Origin of the sequence: Streptomyces sp. NPDC006193, from assembly GCF_040613915.1 — a bacterium.
In the GTDB taxonomy this organism is placed as follows: Bacteria; Actinomycetota; Actinomycetes; order Streptomycetales; family Streptomycetaceae; genus Streptomyces.
The window spans coordinates 175,705-195,831 of sequence record NZ_JBEXTB010000005.1; the positions used below are offsets into that span (position 1 = coordinate 175,705).

The 20,127-nt window shown below is 76.4% G+C and carries 20 protein-coding genes; 8 read left to right on the plus strand and 12 right to left on the minus strand.

Annotated elements, in window-relative coordinates; all coding sequences use genetic code 11:
• Positions 1–27 precede the first annotated feature (27 nt).
• Both ABZ261_RS07900 and ABZ261_RS07905 read right to left on the minus strand, forming a co-directional pair.
• Complete coding sequence (locus tag ABZ261_RS07900) at positions 28–1,284, minus strand: FAD-dependent oxidoreductase (protein ID WP_356856459.1); 1,257 nt, start codon at positions 1,282–1,284, stop codon at positions 28–30.
• Entirely contained in the window at positions 1,284–2,552 is a 1,269-nt protein-coding gene (locus tag ABZ261_RS07905; protein ID WP_356856461.1) for an ATP-grasp domain-containing protein, read from the minus strand. Before ABZ261_RS07905 ends, ABZ261_RS07900 begins: the two co-directional genes overlap by 1 nt.
• A gap of 163 nt (positions 2,553–2,715) precedes the next feature.
• Between ABZ261_RS07905 and ABZ261_RS07910 the strand changes: the two genes are divergently transcribed.
• On the plus strand, positions 2,716–4,086 hold the full coding sequence (locus tag ABZ261_RS07910; RefSeq protein WP_356856463.1) for a glycosyl hydrolase: 1,371 nt from the start codon (positions 2,716–2,718) through the stop codon (positions 4,084–4,086).
• Here ABZ261_RS07910 and ABZ261_RS07915 read toward each other — a convergent pair.
• The 9 genes from ABZ261_RS07915 to ABZ261_RS07955 form a co-directional block, all read right to left on the minus strand.
• Complete coding sequence (locus tag ABZ261_RS07915) at positions 4,083–5,210, minus strand: GNAT family N-acetyltransferase (RefSeq protein ID WP_356856465.1); 1,128 nt, start codon at positions 5,208–5,210, stop codon at positions 4,083–4,085. The two genes, ABZ261_RS07910 and ABZ261_RS07915, sit on opposite strands and share 4 nt — an antisense overlap.
• A complete protein-coding gene (locus ABZ261_RS07920) occupies positions 5,207–5,857 on the minus strand; it encodes a lipopolysaccharide biosynthesis protein (protein WP_356856467.1) in 651 nt (216 codons plus the stop codon). Before ABZ261_RS07920 ends, ABZ261_RS07915 begins: the two co-directional genes overlap by 4 nt.
• Positions 5,854–7,011 carry a glycosyltransferase gene (locus ABZ261_RS07925; RefSeq protein ID WP_356856469.1) on the minus strand — a complete coding sequence of 386 codons (1,158 nt, stop codon included), beginning with the start codon at positions 7,009–7,011 and terminating at the stop codon, positions 5,854–5,856. The genes ABZ261_RS07920 and ABZ261_RS07925 overlap by 4 nt, the downstream gene beginning before the upstream one ends.
• On the minus strand, positions 7,008–7,769 hold the full coding sequence (locus tag ABZ261_RS07930) for a polysaccharide deacetylase family protein (RefSeq protein ID WP_356856471.1): 762 nt from the start codon (positions 7,767–7,769) through the stop codon (positions 7,008–7,010). The genes ABZ261_RS07925 and ABZ261_RS07930 overlap by 4 nt, the downstream gene beginning before the upstream one ends.
• Positions 7,753–9,501 (minus strand): lipid II flippase MurJ, encoded by a 1,749-nt coding sequence (locus ABZ261_RS07935; RefSeq protein WP_356856695.1) that lies wholly within the window; start codon positions 9,499–9,501, stop codon positions 7,753–7,755. The genes ABZ261_RS07930 and ABZ261_RS07935 overlap by 17 nt, the downstream gene beginning before the upstream one ends.
• Before the next feature lie 950 nt (positions 9,502–10,451).
• Positions 10,452–11,795: an O-antigen ligase family protein gene (locus tag ABZ261_RS07940; RefSeq protein WP_356856473.1), complete on the minus strand. Its 1,344-nt coding sequence runs from the start codon at positions 11,793–11,795 to the stop codon at positions 10,452–10,454.
• 3 nt (positions 11,796–11,798) lie between these two features.
• Complete coding sequence (locus ABZ261_RS07945) at positions 11,799–13,220, minus strand: exopolysaccharide biosynthesis polyprenyl glycosylphosphotransferase (RefSeq protein ID WP_356856475.1); 1,422 nt, start codon at positions 13,218–13,220, stop codon at positions 11,799–11,801.
• Positions 13,217–14,491, minus strand: coding sequence for a glycosyltransferase (locus ABZ261_RS07950; protein ID WP_356856477.1), 1,275 nt, complete (start codon positions 14,489–14,491; stop codon positions 13,217–13,219). Before ABZ261_RS07950 ends, ABZ261_RS07945 begins: the two co-directional genes overlap by 4 nt.
• 51 nt (positions 14,492–14,542) lie before the next feature.
• The gene (locus ABZ261_RS07955) at positions 14,543–14,881 is read right to left on the minus strand and encodes a hypothetical protein (RefSeq protein WP_356856479.1); all 339 of its coding nucleotides are present in this window, start codon (positions 14,879–14,881) and stop codon (positions 14,543–14,545) included.
• A 212-nt stretch (positions 14,882–15,093) separates the two neighbouring features.
• Here ABZ261_RS07955 and ABZ261_RS07960 point away from each other — a divergent pair, with 212 nt between their 5' ends.
• The 7 genes from ABZ261_RS07960 to ABZ261_RS07990 all read left to right on the plus strand — a co-directional run bounded on the left by ABZ261_RS07960 (position 15,094) and on the right by ABZ261_RS07990 (position 19,586).
• Positions 15,094–15,333 (plus strand): chaplin, encoded by a 240-nt coding sequence (locus ABZ261_RS07960; protein WP_356856481.1) that lies wholly within the window; start codon positions 15,094–15,096, stop codon positions 15,331–15,333.
• Positions 15,334–15,502: 169 nt separating this feature from the next.
• Positions 15,503–16,387 (plus strand): hypothetical protein, encoded by an 885-nt coding sequence (locus ABZ261_RS07965; RefSeq protein WP_356856483.1) that lies wholly within the window; start codon positions 15,503–15,505, stop codon positions 16,385–16,387.
• Positions 16,388–16,521: 134 nt separating this feature from the next.
• Positions 16,522–16,809 carry a hypothetical protein gene (locus ABZ261_RS07970; RefSeq protein ID WP_356856484.1) on the plus strand — a complete coding sequence of 96 codons (288 nt, stop codon included), beginning with the start codon at positions 16,522–16,524 and terminating at the stop codon, positions 16,807–16,809.
• A 154-nt stretch (positions 16,810–16,963) separates the two neighbouring features.
• Positions 16,964–17,467, plus strand: a complete 504-nt coding sequence (locus tag ABZ261_RS07975; protein WP_356856486.1) for a DUF5949 family protein — start codon at positions 16,964–16,966, stop codon at positions 17,465–17,467.
• A complete protein-coding gene (locus ABZ261_RS07980) occupies positions 17,467–18,051 on the plus strand; it encodes a vitamin K epoxide reductase family protein (protein ID WP_356856488.1) in 585 nt (194 codons plus the stop codon). The genes ABZ261_RS07975 and ABZ261_RS07980 overlap by 1 nt, the downstream gene beginning before the upstream one ends.
• A gap of 193 nt (positions 18,052–18,244) precedes the next feature.
• On the plus strand, positions 18,245–18,736 hold the full coding sequence (locus tag ABZ261_RS07985; RefSeq protein ID WP_356856490.1) for a tyrosinase family oxidase copper chaperone: 492 nt from the start codon (positions 18,245–18,247) through the stop codon (positions 18,734–18,736).
• Positions 18,720–19,586 (plus strand): tyrosinase family protein, encoded by an 867-nt coding sequence (locus tag ABZ261_RS07990; RefSeq protein ID WP_356856492.1) that lies wholly within the window; start codon positions 18,720–18,722, stop codon positions 19,584–19,586. The genes ABZ261_RS07985 and ABZ261_RS07990 overlap by 17 nt, the downstream gene beginning before the upstream one ends.
• Before the next feature lie 74 nt (positions 19,587–19,660).
• Here the strand turns inward: ABZ261_RS07990 and ABZ261_RS07995 are convergent, their stop codons facing one another.
• Positions 19,661–19,978 carry a chaplin gene (locus ABZ261_RS07995; RefSeq protein ID WP_356856494.1) on the minus strand — a complete coding sequence of 106 codons (318 nt, stop codon included), beginning with the start codon at positions 19,976–19,978 and terminating at the stop codon, positions 19,661–19,663.
• Positions 19,979–20,127: the final 149 nt, after the last annotated feature.

Consider the following 20,127-nt stretch of genomic DNA (forward strand, 5'->3'; position numbering starts at 1 on the left):
GAGCTGGCGCCCGCCGCGGGGCGGTGCTCAGCGCGACACCGTCTCCGGCACCTCGCCGAGCCGGCCGGCCGGGATCCGCCGGTCGGCCGGCCGCGCGCGCAGCCGCCGCCGCACCCCGCGCACCAGCGTGCCCGCGGTGAAGGTCGCGCCGTGCACGAACCGCATCGCCGGGCCGAAGCCCGCGGCCGTGATCAGGCCGGCCAGGAACAGACCGGGGTACGAGGACTCGAACTCCAGCCCCACCTGCGGCGCCCCGTCGGCGCCCGTCGCGAGCAGCGCGCGCAGGTCGGGGGCGAGCAGCCGCAGCCGGTCGCGGGTGGCCCGGAACCCGGTGGCGGCGATGACGTGCCCGGTCTCCAGCACCGCCGGACCGCCCCGCCGGGCCGCGGTCTCCAGGCGCAGCCCGCCCGGCACCGCACGGGCCGCCACCACCTCCCGGCCGAGCAGCACCTCCACCCGCCGCTCCACCCGGTCGCGCACCCACCAGGCCCCGGCCGGGCCGAGCGCGTCGCCCGCGATCCTGGTCCGGGTGCGCTCGGGAAGCCGCCGGTACAGACCGGGCCGCTCGGCGTAGAACCAGTTGCGCCAGCCGGGCCCCAGGCCGCTGTGCGGGGAACGGGCCGTCGACCACCAGGGGCGCTGCCAGGGCGGGGGCACATCGTTCCAGCACAGCCGGTCCGCGCGGGCCAGCACCCGCACCCGGGTGCCCTGTTCGGCGAGGAGCGCGGCCGTCTCCAGGGCGGCCTGACCGCCGCCGACCACCGTGACGTCCCCGCCGCGGAACCGGTCGAGGTCGGCGTGGTGGCTGCTGTGCGAGACCAGTTCCGGCGGCAGCCCGCGCAGGGCGGCCGGGATCTCGGTGAACGGCAGCACGCCCACGGCCAGCGCGAGGGTCCTCGCGGTCAGGGTCTGACCGTCCTCGGTGACGGCCTCGAAGCCGCCGGCGCGCGCCGCCACCCGGGTCACGGTCCGTTCGTCGACGCCGGGCACGGCGTTGCGGGCGAACCACAGGCCGTACTCGGCGAACACGTCCAGCGGGATCGGCTCGGCGTGCCGGGCCGTCATGCCGCGGAAGGCGCAGAAGACGTCGAGCCGCCAGCGGCCCTCCGGATCGGACAGGTTGGACGCCCACGGCTCCGACTTCAGGAACATGCCCCGGGGCATGTGGTCGCGCCAGGACGCCATGGGGCGCCCGAGGACGCGGACGTCGAGGCCGGCCGCCGCGGCGTGCGACGCGATCGACAGGCCGTACGGGCCGGCGCCCACCACCAGCAGGTCGTACATCAGCAGCTGCTCGCTTTCTCGTCGGGGAGGACCGGGGCGCCCGCCCGGTGGTCCGGGCTGGAGCGGGGCGCGGGCAGCGGCGCCGGAGCCGTACGGGAGCACAGGCGTCCGGCGAGCCGGCCCGCCACGTGCCGGCCCCACAGCGCCCACATCGCCTGGCCCGGCCCCCGGTCGTCCGCGGCGTACCAGGCCAGTTCGCGGTCCTGGCGGGTGGGGCGCAGCGCGGTCAGCGGCGCGTAGTTCTCCACCACGAACTCCCGCCCGGGCAGCGGCGTCCCCTCCGGCAGCGGACGGTGCGTCAGATCCAGGTGCAGGGCCCGTACGACGTCCAGGCCGGCGCTGTCGGTGAACAGCCGGAACTGGGCGCCGGGGCGCGGGTTGAAGTCCAGCAAGTGGTAGCGGCCGGTGCCGGCGCAGCGGCGGAAGTCCAGGTCGAAGATGCCCCGGTAGCCCAGTTCGCCGGTGAGCCGTTCGGCCAGCGCCTGCACGTGGGGGTTGGGCGTCCACCGGCCGACCGCGGTCAGGCCCGCCCCGCGCGGCCAGGCCAGCTGCTTGCGGCCGGGCCCGCCGGCGCGCAGCGCGCCGGTGCGGTCGGCGTACCCGTGGAAGAACCAGTCGCGGTCGGGGCCGGGCGGCAGGAACGCCTGGAGCAGCAGCGGGCTGCCCGCCTCGCCGCTGCGCCGGAACAGGTCCCGCGCCTGCCGTGCCGAGTGCACCAGCGCCGTCGAGCGCAGCCCGCTGCCGGCCGGCAGCAGCCAGGGCCGGCTCCACTTGGCCACCACCGGCAGTCCGAGCCGCCGGGCGGCGGCGGCCGCGTCGTCGGCGCTGTCCGGGACCAGGGTCACCGGGTGCGGGACACCGGCGGCGGCGCACACCCCGGCCAGCCGGGCCTTGTCGGCGACCCGTTCGGGCAGGCCGCCCGCCTGCCGCGGCAGCAGGTAGGCGGGCGCCAGCTCCCCGCCCAGCCGGCCGGCCGCGATGGCGCTCGCGTCGTCCATCGGGACGAGCACGGCCGGCCGGGCGAGCCGTGCGGCGACCCGGTCCAGCGCGGCCGCGATGTCCCGCAGGCACGCGCCGGGCGGGGGCGGGGGGTGCAGCTCGCGCACGAAACGCGAGGCGCGGACCGGGCTGGCCGCGGAATCGGCGACGACGTGGACCTCGACGCCGGCCCTGCCGAGCGACCGCACGGCGCCCAGCGTGCCGTGGTGAAAGGGATTCCGGTCGATTCGCAGCACTACCGCGGGGACCCGGATGTCCAGCAACGACACGGGCTTTTCCTGCTTTCTCCTCGTGTTCGCCCGCGCGGGGGTGCGGCCCACCTGAAAGCCGTAACCGCGGTGGCGAAGGTCCTATCGATATGACTGTCTGTAATAACGCTTCGCCTCACGGGGATATCGAGGCGACAACGCAGTCGAGCGGAGAGGAGCGGACATGGCTCCACAGCAGCGACGGGACCGGTGCCGGCGGTCGGCCGTGGTCACGGCGGCGGTCGCCGCGTCGGTCGCCCTGGCGGCCGGTCCCGGGTTCGCGGCGGGGGCGGTGCGGGCCGCCGGTCCTCCCGCACCCGCCCCCACGGCCCCGACACCCGCCCCCACGGCCCCCGCATCCGCCGGGACGGCCCCCGCATCCCCCGGGACGGCTCCGGCGCCCGCCGCCCCGGCCGCTGCGGTCACGCCCGCGCCCACGGTCGCGGCGCCGGACACCCCGACGGGACCGCTGCCCGCGACCGGGTCGCAGACCCCCCAGGCCCCCGCGGCCCCGCGGGCCGCACCCGCCTTCGGCGCCTTCCTCGACTCCGGGCCCCTCGGGGTCGCGCGCATGGCCGAGCTGAGCCGCTGGCTCGGCGGGACCGAACTCAAGGTGGCCCACACCTACCTGCCCGGCGGCCGCTGGCGGGACGTCGAGGGACCGCCCGGCTTCCTGGACGCGTGGGCGCGCTGGCGGCGCGAGAAGGCCGACCGCATGCTCGTCCTCAACGTGCCCATGCAGGAGCGCAACGAGGAGAACGTCCCCGACCCGCAGGTGCGGGCGCTGCTGCGGCAGGGCGCGGCCGGCGCGTTCGACCGTCACTTCAGGACCCTGGCCGAACGGCTGGTGCGGCTGGGGGCGCCGGACACGGTCGTCGTGCTCGGCTGGGAGATGAACGGCACCACCTACACCCACCGCTGCGGCCCGGACCCCCAGTCCTGGAAGACGTACTGGAGGAGGATCGTCACCACCATGCGCTCGGTGCCGGGCCAGAAGTTCCGGTTCGACTTCACGCCGAGCCGCGGCCGGGACGCCGTGCCCTGGACCGAGTGCTATCCCGGGGACGACACGGTCGACGTCATCGGCATGGACTCCTACGACCAGCCGGGCGGCATGTCCTTCGACGAACAGGTGAAAGAGCCGTACGGCCTCCAACAGCACATCGACTTCGCGCGCGCCCATGGAAAACCCATTTCCTACCCGGAATGGGGACTTTTCCGAAACGGCGACAATGCCGAGTACATGCGCCGTATGCTCGCATGGTTCGACGAACACAAACCGCTGTACCACACCCTGACCGACTACTGCCCGCACGGCGTATGGCAGTGCGCGGACAATCCCCGGTCCGCGCGCGTCTACCGGACGGCCCTGTACGGACGCACCGAACAGCCGGCCCCCGCGCCCACACCGACGCCCACCCCGACCCCGAAGCCCACACCCACCGAGAAACCCCCGGCCGGCTGCTCTCCCATGGAGCTGGGCGACTGGGTCGAGTACTGGCTCGGCGGAAAGCTCTGCGTCCGCTTCGACTGGTGGTCGCGCAGCCGCCGCTAGTCCTGGCCGCGTTCCCGCCACCGGCGCAGCACCTCCCTGCCCCGCCGCCGGACGGCCGCGTCGCACAGCGCGGCCGTCAGCAGCGGCGCGGTGGGACGCCGAGCCATGAGCAGCCGTCTGTTCACGACCCGTTCGGGCCGCCAGTGATGCTTGTACGGCTCGTCGCCGCGCAGCAGGCTCAGCGTGCCGCGCTCGCCGCCGCCGGTGTACGCGGCGCAGGCGTCCAGCAGCATCACCGCCACGTCCGCCTTCCGCTCCCGCAGACCCGGATGGGCGCCGTACAGGTAGCCGCCGGCCATGCTGCGCGAGAGCAGCGTCAGATCCACGGCCACCACCTCGCCGTCGATGCGGAACTCGGTGACCACCGCGTCCCCGGACCGGACCATCGGGCCCACCGCGCGCACCAGATGCTCGCGGAACCGGGGCCGCAGATGCTCGGAGGTCACCTTCCGCCCCTGCCACTGCAGCCGGTGCAGCTCCAGCAGCCGGTCGAGCGCCGCCGCCACCTCCTCGGGCCCGGCCGCCCGCCGCTGCACGCCCAGCGCGGCCAGCTTGCGGAGCTTGGCCCGCACCCGCTGCTGCGCCTTGTTCGACGGCAGCCGGGCCACCAGCCCCTCCATGGACACGGCCGGCAGCTCCAGGCACGGCGAATCGCCCACCGTGCGGCGCGGCCCCCGCCAGCGGTCGTAGACCCGTTCCACCGCGCCGCCCGGACGCACCTCGCGGAAGTCGACCAGCGCCGTGCGGGCCAGCTCCGCCAGCGCCTCGGCGAGCGCGGCGGCCACCCGGCCGTCGTCGCCGTCCTCCAGCAGCACGTCCGCGTAGTCGGAGATCGCCCCGCCGAGCGGCACCAGCGCCGGCAGCGGCCGGCGCACCAGCATCAGGGGCGCGGCGGCCACCAGTTCACCGCCCGCGCGCACCACCAGCAGCCGGAGCCGGCCGCGCCTGCCGTACGACAGCCACCACGAGTGCAGCCAGGCGTGGCTCTGGAACGGGGTCGCGGCGGCGCACCGCCCGTACAGCCGCCCCCAGGCCGGGGCCAGCCCGGCGAAGGCGTCCTCGTCGGTGACGAGTTCAGCGGTGAGGACGGGGTGCGCGGCGCACGCCGTGCCGACGGCGCTCACAGCTGGCCGCGCGCGTCGGCGGCCACGGCCGGGCCGGGAACCGAGGCCGGGCCCGCGGCCGTCTCCTCCGGCCGGCGTCCCGGACCCACCAGCAGCGCGAGCGCGCCCAGCAGCCCGCCCGCGCTCGCCCCGACCAGCCCGGTCACCACCGCGGACGGCGAGGACGGCTCGGCCGGCCTCACCGCGCGGGAGAACTGCAGCAGCTGGACGTGCGTGTCGGCCTTGGTGGCGTTGGCGTGCCGGGTGAGCGCGCGGGTGACCGCGTTGGCCATGTCGGCGGCCACGGCCGGGCGGGCGGAGGTGGCCGACACGGCGACCATCGGCGCGTCCGGAGAGGTCGTGGCGCGCACACCGGAGCGCAGGGTGCGCACCGGCACGCGGGCCCACACCTGCGCGTCGCCGAGCACCGCGAGCTGGGTCGCGGCCCGGCCGTAGGCCTGCGCGAAACCCAGGGCGGTGGCGGTGTCGGATCCCTCGGTGGGGACGGCGACGACATAGCTGGTCGCCGTGTACTGAGGGGTCTGCAGCACACCGTACCCGCCGCCGAGCAGCCCGCCCGCGAGGACGCCGGCCGCCGGCAGCGACCAGCGCGGGAGCAGGGTGAACAGGCGGAAGAAGCGGTGGCGCCGGGTGGGGTTGTCGGTCATGAGGGGATGACTCCCTGAGGGGATCGGGACGGGGGGACCGTGCGGGCGAGCGCCGCCGTGTAGACGTCCATGAGCAGGGTCGCGCTGCGGGTGATGCAGTAGTGGCGGGCCGCCTCGGGGACGGTGCGCGGGCCCGGCCCGGCGGCGCGCACCCCGGCGAGCGCGCGGGCGTAGGCGCCGGCGTCGCAGGGGACGCGCAGCGCGTCCGGGGCGGCGCCGGGCGGCAGGTCCTCCAGGGCCGGGCAGGAGGCGTAGCGCACCGGCAGCCCCGCCGCGAGCCCCTCCACGACCGCCAGGCCGAACGCCTCCTCGGGGGAGGGGGCGGCCAGCACGTCCATCGCCGAGGTCAGCGCCGGCAGGTCGGGCCCGGACGCGTCGCCGGCCAGGTACGGCCGCTCGCCCGCGAACACCACCCGGCCGGTGACGCCCGCCCGCCGCGCGGCCCGCCGCAGCGCGCCCTCCTCCGGGCCGCCGCCGACCAGCAGCAGCCGGCAGTCGCCGGGCAGGAGGGACAGGGCGTCGATCAGGACGTCGAAGCGTTTGCCCGGGGCCAGCCGGCCGACGCCCCCGATGACGAACGCGTCGTCGGGCAGCCCGAGCAGGGACCGGGTGCGCCGGCGGACCGCCGGGTCGAAGGCGAACCGCGTCAGGTCGATGCCGTTGGGGACGACCGCGATGCGCGGCTCGGGCACACCCCAGCGGGCGAGCCGCGCGGCGACCGTGGGGGAGACGGCGACGGTGGACCGGCCCAGCCGCTCGCCCAGCAGGTACAGCGCGCGGACCCCCGCGGTGAGCGGGCGGCCCTCCATCTGCGAGTCGCCGAGGGAGTGCTCGGTGGCGACGACCGCACGGACGCCCGCCAGCCGGGCCGCGAGCCGCCCGTACAGACAGGCCCGGTACAGGTGGGTGTGCACGAGGTCGTACCGGCCGCGCCGGACGATCCGGGCCAGCCGGGGCAGCGCGCCGAGGTCCCGGTTGCCCCGCATGCCGAGGTGCGTCACCCGCACCCCGTCCGCGGCCAGCCCCTCGGCCACCGGCCCCGGGTCGGTCAGCGTCACCACCTCGCAGTCGGCGGGCAGGTGCCTCAGCAGCAGCCGCAGTTGCTGCTCGGCCCCGCCGACCCCGAGCCCGGTGATGACGTGCAGCACCCTCACCGCAGCCCCTCGACCGGCCGCCGCCGCAGCCGGTGCAGCCGGTGCTTCAGGAACAGGCGTACGGCGGTGTCGTTCTGCCCGACGTGCACGCGCGGCAGGACGTGCGGGCCGGACAGCCCGCCGGGGTCGATGGCGCAGGCGTACCCGTAACCGGCCTCCCGCACGGCCCGTACGGCGCGCCGGTCGACCGCGCCGTACGGATAGCAGAAACCCCTGACCGGTGCGCCGGTCAGCTCCTCCAGCGCGGCCAGGCTCCCGGCGGTCTCGGCCTTCAGCAGGGCGTCGTCGGCCCGCGTCAGATCCACATGGCTGAGGCCGTGCGAGCCGATCTCCACGCCCGCGGCGGCGGCCCGCCGGATGCCGTCGGCGGTCAGCAGCGGCTTGCGCGGGCCCAGCGGGTCCCAGGCGTTGTCGCCGCCGAGCCGGCCGGGCAGCACGAACAGCGTGGCCGTGCAGTCCAGGCGGGTGAGCACTGGCAGGGCGTGGTCCAGGAAGTCGGCGTACCCGTCGTCGAAGGTGAGACCCACCAGGTCCCGCCCCTCGCCCCGGGCCCGCGCGGCGAGCAGTTCGGCGACGGACACCCCGCGCAGCCCCCGCCCCCGCAGCCAGCGCAGCTGCCCGTCCAGCCGGGCGGGGGTCACGGTGATGCGGTACGGGTCGTCGGAGCAGTCGCCGACCGAGTGGTACATGGCGATCCACGGCGCCGGGCCGCAGGGCAGCGTCCGGGCGGGCGCCGCGGACTCAACGGAAGACGGCATGGGCGAGCCTCCGGGTCAGGGTGCGTGCGGTACGGAGTGCGGGGGCGAAGCCCTGGGCGCCCAGCGCCCAGCAGAGCAGGACGAACACGGCGGTGACGGTGGCGCCGCCGGCGGCGAGCCCGGCGAGCGGCGCTACCGGCAGGCTCGCCACGAAGGCCCCGGCCACGGCGGCCACCGCGGCCGCGCGCAGCGGCCGGGTCAGCTCGTGCAGCACGGCGCCGGTCCGGATGGGCACGCTGCGCCGCCGCATCCCGGCGAGCAGCAGGACGGCCGTGAGGGTGATGCCGGTGGCGTTGGCGGCGGCGATCCCGGTCACCCCCCAGGAACCGGCCGCCCACGCGCCGAGCCAGGACGTCGCCGCGACCCCGGCGATCATCGCGGCCACCGGGTACCAGGCGGCGCGGCCCGCGGAGAAGTAGGAGCGGACCAGGACGCCGGTCAGGGTCTGGCCGAGCAGCCCGGCCGCGTAGACCCGCATCACGTCGGCGGTCGCCGCGGTGTCCTCGGCCGTGAACGCGCCCCGCTGGAACAGCAGCGCGATCAGCTGCGGCGCGCAGGCGACGACCGCGGCCGTGCCCAGCAGCACCAGGCAGGCCGCCAGCGCCAGGTCCCGCTCCACCCGGCCGCGGGCCCGCTCGGTGTCGCCGTCGGCCAGCGCCCGCGCCACCACCGGGAAGGTGACGGTGCACAGCATCGTCGACAGGGTCATCGGGATCTGGGCGACCTTCTGCGCGTAGTTCAGGTGCGAGATGGCGCCGGAGGGCAGGCCGGAGGCGAGGAACCGCTCGATGAGCACCTGCGACTGCCGGCACAGCGCGAACAGCAGCACGGTGGCCAGCAGCGTCAGGTCCATCGAGTGCGCCTCGGCGACGGCCTTCGCGTCCGCGATCCCGGGCCGGCGCCGGCGCAACTCCCTCACCAGTGACGGGACCTGCACCAGCACCATCAGGCAGCCGCCCGCCGCGACCCCGAACGCGGCCGACCGCACCCCCCAGCGGCCGCCGAGGGTGTACATCGCCGTGACGATGCCGATGTTGTAGGCGATGTAGATCGCGGCAGGCGCCAGGAACCGGCGGTGGGCCCGCAGGGCCGCGCTGCAGTACCCGGCGAGGCCGAAGCTCAGCACGCACGACGCGGTGACCCGGGTGCAGTCCGCGGCGAGGGCCGGGTCGGGCAGGCCCGGCGCCAGGGCCGCGACGAACTGCGGCGCGGCCAGCGCGAGCAGCGCCCCGACCGCCGCGAACCCCAGCGCGAGCCGGGGCAGGGTGCCCACCACGAGGGACCGCACCGGATCCCCGGGGGCGCCCTGGGCGCGGCGGGCCAGCGCTCGGCTGAACGTGGGGATCAGCGCGAACGCCAGCCCGTCCTCGATGAGCAGCGTGGCCGCGAACTCCGGCACGGTCCAGGCGACCAGGAAGGCGTCCGTGTCCTGCCCCGCCCCGAACAGCCGGGCCAGCGACTGGTCCCGCACCAGCCCGAGCAGCGCCGCCGCGACCGACAGGCCGGCGGTGATGAGGGCGGCCCGGGCGAGCCCCCGGCCGGTGGGCGGCGCGTGCTCGGGCGCGCAGGGCGGCGGGGCGGCAGCCGCCGCAGTGGGGGATGTGGGGGCCGGCCGAGGCGGACCCGCCGCCGGGAGGGGGCCGGGGGGCGGGCCGGCAGGAGCGGCCGCCGGAGTGGTCCGGGCCGGGGTCGCGTGGGCGTCGGGCGTCGCGTGCGTGAGGTCGGGATTCACCGGGGTGCGGGCGGCCTCGCGGGTCGGGCGGGCCGCCGGTGCAGGGGCGGGCGCCGCGTGAACGGGGTCGGGTCCCATCGGGGTATGGGCGGCCGCTCGGCCGGTGCCGGGCCCCACCGGGGTGGGGATGGGTGCCGTGTGGACGGGCTCGGGCCCCATCGGGGTGTGGGCGGCCAGGCGGGCGGGGTCCGGTGCCGGGGTGTGGGCGGTCGCGCGGGTGGGTGCTGGGGTTCGGGTGGGCGGTGTGGGTCCGGCTGCGGTGAGGACGGGGTCGGGGGTGGTCGAAGTCGGGGGTGTGTCGGTGGGGCCGGAATGCGTGGGGGCGGGGATGGGCGTCGGGTGGACGAGGTCGGGGCCCATCGGGGCGGGGATGGGTGCCGCGTGGACGGGGTCGGGCCCCACCGGGGTCCGGGCGGTCGCGCGGGTGGGGCCGGGTGCCGGAGTGTGGGCGGTCGTGCGGCCGGTGCCGGGTGCAGGGGTCCGGGCGGTCGCGCGGGCGGGGCCTGGGGTTCGGGTGGGCGGTGTGGGTCCGGCTGCGGTGAGGACGGGGTCGGGAGTGGTCGAAGTCGGGGGTGTGTCGGTGGGGCCGGAATGCGCCGGGGCGGGGATGGGTGCCGCGTGGACGGGGTCGGGCCCCACCGGGGTCCGGGCGGTCGTGCGGGTGGGGCAGGGTGCCGGGGTGTGGGCGGTCGCGCGGGCGGGGGCCGCCGGGGTGCGGGGGAGGGCCGGGCCGGCAGGGGGGCCGTCCGGCGCCGGGGCGGCGGGTGCGGCCGATCGCGCCACCGGCAGGGTGGCCGCACCGGAGCCGGTCTCCGGGCCCTGGCCCGCCGCCGGTCTCCGCGCCGCACCGGTCGCCGGGCCGGCCGCGGGTCCCGGTACCGCCCTCGGCTCGTGCACCGCACCGGCCTCCGGTCCCGGCGCCTCGCCGGTCATGCCGGTCAGGGGACTCGTCATCGCAGGGCCGCCTCCCCCGCGAGCGTTCCCCGCCCGGCCGGGACGGCGGTGCGCTCGCCGCCGACCAGCGCCCACCAGGCGGCCAGGCCGAAGCACACCGCCGTGAGCACCGTCGACGGGCCGCCGATGTCGGCGTACGCGAAGTCCACCAGCTGCCACACCAGCAGCCCGCAGGCGACCAGCGCGCAGTCCAGCCCCCGGCCGCCGGCCGCGCGGACCCGCCCCAGGCCGCGCAGCGCGCACACCAGCAGGGCGAGCCAGGCGCCCGCCAGGCAGAGCAGCCCGAGCAGCCCCTGCTCGGCCAGCACCAGCAGGTACATGTTGTGCGGGGAGAGCAGCGGCTGACGGCGGAAGGCGGCGCCCGCGCCCTCGGTGTCGCTGCCCGAGGACAGCGCGAGCGAGGCGTGCCCGTCGCGGTACTCGGGGAAGCCCTTCAGACCGACGCCGGTCAGCGGGCGTTCGCGCCACATGCCGACGGCCGCCGCCCACATGGTGTACCGGTCGGTGACCGACTGGTCGGGCGCGTCGGTGACCCGGGTGATGCTGTCGATCCGCTCCTTCAGCATCGTCGTGCCCACGCCGAGCCCGCCCACCAGCACCACGCTCGCGGCGGCGAGGACCGCCCCGGCCTTCAGCGCGCGGAGCGGCCCGGACAGCACCAGCTGGACGGTGAGCGTGACGGCGGTGGCGATCCAGGCGCCCCGGCTGAAGGACAGGGCGAGCGGCACGGCCAGGGCGAGCGCACAGCAGACGGCGACCGTACGCTCCCGGACGCCGGTCCGGCCGAGCGCCAGACCCGTCGCGCACACCAGTCCGCAGGCGACCACCGTCGCCATGCCCATCACGTCCGACACGCCGAAGGTGCCGACCGCGCGGACGTTCTCGCCCTGGTAGGAGGCGCCGGTCCCGGTGAGGTACTGGTGCACGCCGACCGCCCCCTGCCAGCCCGCCAGGGCGACGAACGACCAGGCCAGCAGCCGGAAGTCGGCCCGGCCGCGGACGAGGAGCAGGACGGCGGCCGGGACCAGGACGAAGACCTGCAGGTACCGGCCCAGGCCGGTGATCCCGTCGCCGGGGGAGACGGCGTGCAGCGTGGCGACCGCGACACCGGCCACCGGCAGGCCGAGGACCAGCGCGGCGGTCCGGGTGAGCGGGCGGCGGCGCGTGCGCAGCAGGCGTACCGCGCAGCCGGCGACCACCAGCGCGGACAGCGCGTCGGCGGGTCCGGCGCCGCCGTCGTCGCCGGGTGCGACGGGCAGCGCGAGCAGCGCGACCACGGCCACCACCGGCAGCACCGGGGAGAGCCGCTCGGGGCGGCGCAGCGGCAGGGCGAGGGCCATCGGTCAGCTCCCCGTGGGCCGCACGAGGGCGGCCGCGGTGCGCAGCAGGATGCAGACGTCCTGCCACAGCGACCAGTTGTCGATGTAGGCGTTGTCGAAGCGGGCCCGGTCCTCGATGGAGGTGTCGCCGCGCAGCCCGTTGACCTGGGCGAGCCCGGTGATGCCGGTCTGCATGCGGTGGCGGGCCGCGTAACCGGGGTAGGTCTGGCTGAACTGGGTGACGAAGTACGGCCGTTCGGGGCGCGGTCCGACCAGGCTCATGTCCCCGCACAGCACGTTCCAGAGCTGGAGCAGCTCGTCCAGCGAGGTCTGCCGCAGGAACCGGCAGAAGGGGCTCATCCTGCGCTCGCCGGCCACGCTCCACCGGGTGGCCGCCTCGTGCTCGTCGACCGGACGGTGGGTGCGGAACTTCAGCAGCGTGAACGGGCGGCCGTCCTTGCCGATGCGCTCCTGCCGGAAGACCACCCCGGGCCCGTCGGTGAGCCGCAGCACCACCGCGCACACCAGCAGCACCGGGCTGAGAAGCACCAGCAGCGTTCCCGACACCAGCACGTCCAGCAGCCGCTTGCCGGCGCTGCCGCGCCGCCGCGGGCCCAGGTCGAGCGGGCGCGCGGCGAACCCGGCGAGCTGCTCGCGCATCCCGTACCCCGGGCAGGCCGCGTCCACCTCCCACACCGTGCAGCCGGACTCGGCGAGCGCCCGCAGCAGCGGCGCCCGCTCGGTGCGCACGGCCGGATGGACGGTGAGGACGACGCGCACCCCGTTCTGGATCAGCGCGCGTTCGACCTCGTCGCCGGTGGTGAGCACCGGCAGCCCGCCGCTGCCCTCCGGGTGCTCCGCCACCACGCCCACCGGCCGCACCCCGCAGCGCGGATGCCGCAGCAGCGCGGCGGCCACCCGCTGCGCGGTCGCGGCCGGGCCGATCACCAGGGCGGTACGCGGCCGGCGCACCAGCATCACCCGGCGCCGCCAGTGCACCGCGCCCCGGCCCGCGCAGGCCGCCGCCGCGTGCAGCGCCCAGCCGGACAGCAGGGTGGGCGCGGTCAGGGCGCGGTCCGGGTCGTGGGCGGCGAGGAGCCCGGCGAGGCCGAGCCAGACCATTGCGATCCGCCCGCACAGCGCGGGCAGTTCGTCGAGCACGCCGAGCACCGGGCGCACGGGGCGCGGGCGCAGCAGCAGCGCGCCGGCCACCAGCGCGGCGGCCGGCGCGGGCCGGTGGGCGGCCTCGTGGAGCGCGACCGCTCCCGCCAGCGCGGCGAACAGGTCGGCGGCGAGCAGCGGAAGCGGCGAGACGGGCCGCGCGGGCGGGCGCCGCAGCGGGAACCGGAAGCCGCCGGCGGCGCGGGCCGGCAGGACCGAAAGGGGCGAGAATCCGTGGTCCCATGGCTGCGCGCCGGGGGAGGGGACGGTGCTTTCCGCAGTCACGAGTGGATGGACTCCCTGCACTCGGAGGGCACGGACGGCCGGACGCCGAGGAGTTCGCGGTACAGGGCCGCGACCTGTTCGGCGGTGTGCCGCACGTCGTGCGTGGACAGGACGTGCCGGCGCCCCTGGTCGCCGAGCACCGCGCGCAGCGGCGGATCGGTCAGCAGCCCGACGATCGCGCCGGCCAGCGCCGCGGGGTCCTCGGGCGGCACCAGGCAGCGCGCGGCGAGGGCGGGCGGCAGGCTCTCGCGGGCGCCGTCGACGTCGGTGAGCACGACGGGCCGCCCGCAGCCCAGCGCCTCCAGCGGGGCGAGCGCCATGCCCTCCCACCGGGAGGGCAGCACCACCAGGTCGGCGGCCCGGTACCAGGGCACCACGTCGGCGACCGCGCCGGTGAACAGCACGGAGGCAGGCGCCTGACGGCGCAGCAACGCGCCGTCCGGGCCGTCGCCGACGAGCGCCAGCCGCGCCCGCGGCAGCACGCCGAGGACGTCCTCCCAGGCGCGCAGCAGGACGTCCTGGCCCTTCTGCCGGCACAGCCGGCCGACGCAGACGACCAAGGGGGCCGCCCCGGCTCCGCCGTCGGCCCGGCCGCCGTCGGCGTCGCGCGCGGGGGGCGGCGCGGGCGGCGCCTTCCCGCCGTGGCCGGCGTGCGGGGGGTGCGCGGCGCCCGCCGGGGCGGGCGGGGTCGTGCCGTCGGGCGGGGTCGTGCCGTCGGGCGGCGCCGGTGCGAAGCGGGTGGTGTCGATGCCGTTCGGGATGACCGTGTACGCGGCGCGTACCCCGGCGCGCATCCCTGTCGTGCGCTCCGCCTCGCTGACGCACACCACCCGGTCCGCCCAGCGCGCCCCCCAGCGCTCCCAGCGCAGGGCGAGTGCCGCGGTGAGTCCGCCGACCGCCTCGAAGGACCAGGCGTGCGGCTGGTAGACGGTGGGGAGGCGCCCGCGGACGGCGAGCCGTGCGGCCAGGCCGGCCTTGGCGCTGTGGGCGTGCACCAGTGCGGGCCGCACCTCGTCGATCAGGCGTCCGAGCCGTCGTACCTCGCCCGGCAGAGCGGGCCCCGGGGACCGGCCCGCCCGCCAGTCCCGTACGTCGGCGCCCAGGTCGCGCAGGCCCGCGGCCAGTGCGCCGCCGGGACAGGCCGCCGTGACCCGCAGACCTGCCGCGAGCTGGGCCCGCGCCAGGTCGAGCACGACCCGGGCGACTCCGCCGTCGACGGGTTGCGCGAGGTGCAGGACCCGGGGCCGAAGGTCGGGTGCTGACTGGTGCATTCGCCGTTACCTCGCTCAAGGGGCGCTGGGGACTGCGGTCGTGAACGCGCCTCAGTTCCGGGCGTCGACGGCGGCGAGGAGCGCCCCGGTCCTCGCCGCGTCCGGGTGGGCAACGAGCCGGAAGCCCGGCTGGTCACCGCCGCGACGCAGAGGCGTACGGAGATCGAATACTTCGCGGTCCTGGCCGAGCGCGTCGGCGTAGGCCGGGCCCCGCCAGGCCGGTACGGCGCCCGGTCCGATGATCGTGGAGCGCCGTACGTCGTCCGGGGGATGCGCGGGCCCGCTCGGCGCGACGGGTGTGCGCCGGGGGCGCGCGACGACGGCCGGAGCGGACAGGGGGGCGAGGGCGCCCGCCGTCGTACGCAGCAGCGGACCCGGGAACTTGCGCATGGCTGGCGGTGCCTTTCGCACGTGCTGGAGAGGTTCGCAACACTAGTGGCAATTCGTGATAATTCGGAGAAACAGGGCATGGGTGTCGGCCCGTGACGGCACGTCCGGCCGCGAATCACCCCTCTGGCGGCACAACCATCGGCAGTGCCGCGCGTTGACACAGCGCCGGGTATCCGCCCGGATGTTGTGTCGATCCCAAGGAGCACCTCTCCATGTCGCGTATTGCGAAGGGCCTGGTCCTGACCTCCGCCGCCGTCGCGGCCGTCGCCGGCGGTGCCGGTGCGGCCTCCGCCGACTCGGACGCGAACGCCGTTGCCGCCCACTCGCCGGGCGTTGCGTCGGGCAATGTCATCCAGGTCCCGATCCACGTGCCGGTCAACGTCTGCGGCAACACCGTCGACGTCATCGCCCTGCTGAACCCGGCGTTCGGGAACACCTGCGTCAACGACTGACGTCGAGAGGCGCGATCTTCCGGCCGGCCGTCCGCGTGCGCAGAGGCAGCGGACGGCCGGTTCCGTGCTCGCCCGGACGGATCACAGCAGGCGGACGAGCGGTTGCGGCGAGCGATCGGTGAACTGACGGTGGGCTCAGGTCCCCACCCGTGCACCGAAAGGAACACCCATGCGTGATCTGCCCGCCCGGCGTCTGGCGTCCACCGTCTGCTGCGCGGCCGTCCTGGTCGCCGTCACCGGCCCGGCCGCCGTCGCCGCCGACCCGGCCCAAGACCACGGCCGCGCAGCGTCCCGGGCGCCCGTTCCGGCGGCGGAGCGGGAGAAGCTGCTCGCCCGGGTGAGAGCCCTCGGCGTCACCGGCTCCGTCCTCGATCCGGTCGTCGTCCTGCTCGACCGGTCGCTGCGCGAGGGCCGGCTCACCGCCGGCGAGGCCAGAAGGCTGGGCGACGCGGCCAAGCAGGCCGTCGCCCGGGCCGCGGCGGACCCGGCCCCGGTCGCACCGGCCACGCCCACGGCGCAGGCGAAGCCCGCGTCGCCCGCCGCCCCCGCGTCGCCCGCCGCCCCCGCGTCCCCCGCCGCGTCCGCGTCCCCCGCCCCCGCCGCCAAGCCGTCGCCCGCAAGGCCCGCGTCGCCCTCGGCCGCCGTGTCCCCGGCGCGGCCCGCGTCGCCCGCCGCGTCCGCGTCGCCCGCGGTCCCGTCCGCGCCCGCCCGGCCGTCCGTCCTGCCGGCCCCCGCCGCCCCGGCGGCCCCGAGACACCTGCACCACGGCAAGGCGCCCTCGTCCCGTGACGTCCTGGACGACGCCCTCGCCGCCCTGGAGAGGGCGATCGACGATCTGGTGAACGCGGTCACCGACGGCCTCGACGAGCTGCTGGAGTCCGCCACCGACGTGGTGTCCGGCCTGGCCGACCTGCTCGGGACGACCCCCCTCGGCACCGACCTGCCCGCCTCCGGCGTGGTCCTGCTGCCCTCGCTGCCCGCCCTGCCCTCGCTGCCCGCCCTGCCCTCGCTGCCCGTCCTGCCCTCGGCTCCCGCCCTGCCCACGACCGGCTGACGCGGCAGGCCGCGGCAGGGCCACGGGAATCTCATATGTCTTCTCCGCACGGGGTTTCCGTCCCGGCCGGCACTCGTTGGACAGGGCGTCACAATTCTCCTGGGGCGACGTGAGTTGCCGAGGAAAGGAACACGATGAAGTCCCTGAAGGCTGCCGCCGTTGTCGCCGGTTCCGTGGCCCTTGCCGGCGTCGCCGCGCCCGCGTTCGCCTACGACGCCCACCACCTGCCGCCCATGAGTGTCAACGGCGCGCTCTCCCACGTGGCCGAGCACCCGCCCACCGTGGACGACCTGCTGCCGGTGAAGCAGCAGTCCAACGCGCTCGACACCGAGAACAAGAACTCGGTGCTGGGCACCGTCAAGGGCGCCACCACCGACCTCAACAAGCGGCGGCTGCTCGGCGGCCTGCCCCTGCAGCACTGACCCCCTCCCCGCCCCGGGCCGGTACCGCACCCGCGGTGCCGGCCCTCGGCCTGTCGGGGCCGCGTCCCCCGATCGTGTGGAGCGTCCCTGGGCACTGCTCCGAACGGGTGAGAGGCCGCCGGGCCGGGCCACGGCCCGTCGGTATGGTCGCGCGGTGACCTCAGTATCCAGCGAAGCCCGCCCCTTCCGCGCCTCCGACCTCGGCACGCTCGCCCTGCTCGCCTGGCTGGCCCCGAACGAGGTGGGCGGCGGCAGCACCCCCTGCCTCCTCGCCTGCTCTTTGGGCGACGGTCCCGAGGGCCCCCAGGCCGCGTCCGCCGCGGCCGAGCGGCTCCTCAAGGACATGGGGCTGCCCGCCGGCGGCGCGCCCGTCGACGGCACCACCCGGCCGAGCCTGAAGGTCAGCATGCTGGTCGTCGCCGGGCAGATCGTCCTGCAGATGCCGAACGTCAGCAGCCAGGTCACCCCGCCGGCGGAGTGGCTGCGGGCGGTCCAGGAACGCGGTTGGGCCTACTTCATGTTCACCACGCGCATCTGCCCCACCACCGGGCCCCGCCGGCCGGTCGAGGGCGCGGAACTGGCCGCGTTCGCGAGCGCCCCGGAGACCACGGGCGCCGCCGCGCACGTCTACCTGCCCGCCCGCAGCCTGCGTACCTGATGCGCGGCCGCGCGGGCGGCGGCCGCGGTCCCGCCCTGCTGATCACGGGCGCGGGGGCGGCCGGGCTGCTCGCCTCCTGGGTCATCACCCTGGACGAGTTCCAGCTGCTGCGGGACCCGCGCTTCGTCCCCGGGTGCAGCCTCAACCCGGTGGTGTCCTGCGGCAGTGTGATGAAGAGCGAGCAGGCCTCGGTGCTCGGCTTCCCCAACCCGATGCTCGGCCTCGCGGCCTACGGCATCGTGCTCTGCGTCGGCGTCAGCCTGCTGGCCGGCGCCCGCTTCCCCGGCTGGTACTGGCTGCTGTTCGAGGCCGGCTGCCTGTTCGGCGTGGGGTTCGTGTCCTGGCTGCAGTTCGAGTCGCTGTACCGGATCGACGCGCTGTGCCTGTGGTGCTGCCTCGCCTGGGTCGCGACGATCCCCCTGTTCTGGTACGTGACCTCGGTCTGCGTGCGCCACGGCTTCCTGCCCGCGCCCGGCGGACTGCGGACGTTCCTCGCCGAGTTCACCTGGGTGCTTCCGCTGCTGCACATCGGTGTGGTCGGCATGCTGGTGCTGACCCGGTGGTGGGACTTCTGGACGGGCTGACGAAGCGGCGGACCGCCGTCGGGTCCCCGCTGCGGCACCCTCCTCGGCGACGGCTGCGGCGCCCCCGGCACCCGGCGGGGCGCCGGACCTCGGCGACGCGCCGGTACCCGCCGTACGGCTCTACGGCGGTGACCCCGCGCCCCCCGCGGCGGTTAGCCGGTACGGACATCTGAACCCGGACGAGGAGCGAACCATGGTCGTCGGTGTCGGCGCGGTGCCGGTCGGTGCGGAGCAGCAGGGTGACAGAACGGGCGTGGGCGGGCCGTCGCGGAGGGAGGTGACGCGGGTGCTGCTGGCCGCCGCGGCCGCCGCGGCGCTGGCCCCCGTCGTCGCCGCCTCCCGGCCCGCGCCCCCGGCCCGGGACCCCGACGGCCACTCCTTCGACGAGCGCTACCGGGGCCGCCGCATCCAGGGCGTCCTGGTGCCGGTCGCGGGCCGCGGCACGGCCGGCGGCCACTGGCGGATCACCGTCGACGGGCGCCCGCTGCACCTGATGCGCCGGGCCGACGGCACCTGGCTGAGCATGGCCGACCACTACACGTCGTACCGGACGCCGCTGGAGGCGACCCGGGCGGCCGTCGACCAGATCGGTCCCGGCCAGCGGCTGCGCGATCCGGCGCCCGGGCCCGCAGGGCGTGCCGGGCACGCGGACCACACGGGGGGACGGCATGGCGTACGTGCGTAAGAACGTCAGCACCCTCACCCGCACCGAGCGCCGGCGGTTCGTCGACGCGCTGCTCGAACTGAAACGGCGCGGGGAGTACGACGAGTTCGTGCGCATGCACATCGACTTCTACACCGCCGACGGCGAGCACGGCCTGCGCACCGCCCACATGGCCCCGTCCTTCCTGCCCTGGCACCGCAGGTTCCTGCTGGAGATGGAGCGTGCGCTGCGCCGTGTCGACCCCTCGGTGACGCTGCCGTACTGGGACTGGACCCGGGACCGTACGACGACCTCCGTGCCCTGGACCAAGGACCTGCTCGGCGGCAACGGGCGGCGCTCCGACCGGCAGGTGATGACCGGCCCGTTCGCCTACTCGGCGGGCCACTGGACCATCCGGGAGGGCATCACGGACGGCCGGTTCCTCACCCGGGACCTGGGCCGCGCCGCCGCCCCGATCCAGCTGCCCAGCCGCAGCGAGCTGAAGGCGGCGCTCGACGACCCCGTCTACGACGCGTGGCCCTGGGACTCGACCGTGCGCAAGGGGTTCCGCAACAAGCTCGAAGGCTGGGGCAGTGGCACGGGCAGCGCCTCCTGGCGCAACCACAACCGGGTGCACCGCTGGGTCGGCGGCGCGATGGTCGGCGGCGCGTCCGTCAACGACCCGGTGTTCTGGCTGCACCACGCCTTCGTGGACCTGCAGTGGTACCGCTGGCAGCGCGCCCACCGCAGCCACCGCTACCTGCCGGCGAAGCCGCCCGGCCCCGGTGACGCACAGCACGGGCGGGTGGTCGCCCGGCACCAGAAACTGCCGCCGTGGGACGAGACCCCCGACCAGCTGGAGGACGTGAGCCGGATCTACCGGTACGCGTGAGCCCCTGGCCGGCGGACGCGGGAAGAGCCCCGGCGCTCGGAGTGCCGGGGCTCTTCGCTCGGGATGAGACCGGCTCAGCCGCCGTAACCGTCCTGGGCCTTGTCGTTCGAGCCCTTGTTGTCCTCTTCCTTGCTCTTGTCCTTGTCCTTGCCGCCGTCGTTGACGCAGGCGTTGCCGAACGCCGGGTTCAGCACGCCCACGACGTTGATGGTGTTGCCGCACAGGTTGACCGGGATGTGGACCGGGACCTGGATCACGTTGCCGGACAGGACGCCGGGGGAACCGACGGCCGCGCCCTCGGCGGTGGCGTCGGCCAGGGCCAGACCGGCTCCGCTGATCACCACGGCACCGGTGCCGAGGGCGACCGCGGCTGCCTTCGCGATGCGAGACATCACGTTCTCCTTCTGTAGCTCGGATGGCGCGACGGCGGACCAGCCGCCGCACTTCCCGTTCAACGGCGCCGCGCAGGGCTGGTCACGGCGATCAGCCCGGGATCACCCTTTTAACAGCAGTGGCCGGCAGCACCGGCAACCGCACCGGG

What these genes read in the sequence shown, in the direction of transcription:
- ABZ261_RS07900 (WP_356856459.1), bottom strand. Translation starts at nt 1,284, where the DNA reads ATGTACGACCTGCTGGTGGTGGGCGCCGGCCCGTACGGCCTGTCGATC.
- ABZ261_RS07910 (WP_356856463.1), top strand. Translation starts at nt 2,716, where the DNA reads ATGGCTCCACAGCAGCGACGGGACCGGTGCCGGCGGTCGGCCGTGGTC.
- ABZ261_RS07920 (WP_356856467.1), bottom strand. Translation starts at nt 5,857, where the DNA reads ATGACCGACAACCCCACCCGGCGCCACCGCTTCTTCCGCCTGTTCACC.
- ABZ261_RS07930 (WP_356856471.1), bottom strand. Translation starts at nt 7,769, where the DNA reads ATGCCGTCTTCCGTTGAGTCCGCGGCGCCCGCCCGGACGCTGCCCTGC.
- ABZ261_RS07940 (WP_356856473.1), bottom strand. Translation starts at nt 11,795, where the DNA reads ATGGCCCTCGCCCTGCCGCTGCGCCGCCCCGAGCGGCTCTCCCCGGTG.
- ABZ261_RS07950 (WP_356856477.1), bottom strand. Translation starts at nt 14,491, where the DNA reads ATGCACCAGTCAGCACCCGACCTTCGGCCCCGGGTCCTGCACCTCGCG.
- ABZ261_RS07955 (WP_356856479.1), bottom strand. Translation starts at nt 14,881, where the DNA reads ATGCGCAAGTTCCCGGGTCCGCTGCTGCGTACGACGGCGGGCGCCCTC.
- ABZ261_RS07960 (WP_356856481.1), top strand. Translation starts at nt 15,094, where the DNA reads ATGTCGCGTATTGCGAAGGGCCTGGTCCTGACCTCCGCCGCCGTCGCG.
- ABZ261_RS07965 (WP_356856483.1), top strand. Translation starts at nt 15,503, where the DNA reads ATGCGTGATCTGCCCGCCCGGCGTCTGGCGTCCACCGTCTGCTGCGCG.
- ABZ261_RS07970 (WP_356856484.1), top strand. Translation starts at nt 16,522, where the DNA reads ATGAAGTCCCTGAAGGCTGCCGCCGTTGTCGCCGGTTCCGTGGCCCTT.
- ABZ261_RS07980 (WP_356856488.1), top strand. Translation starts at nt 17,467, where the DNA reads ATGCGCGGCCGCGCGGGCGGCGGCCGCGGTCCCGCCCTGCTGATCACG.
- ABZ261_RS07985 (WP_356856490.1), top strand. Translation starts at nt 18,245, where the DNA reads ATGGTCGTCGGTGTCGGCGCGGTGCCGGTCGGTGCGGAGCAGCAGGGT.
- ABZ261_RS07990 (WP_356856492.1), top strand. Translation starts at nt 18,720, where the DNA reads ATGGCGTACGTGCGTAAGAACGTCAGCACCCTCACCCGCACCGAGCGC.
- ABZ261_RS07995 (WP_356856494.1), bottom strand. Translation starts at nt 19,978, where the DNA reads ATGTCTCGCATCGCGAAGGCAGCCGCGGTCGCCCTCGGCACCGGTGCC.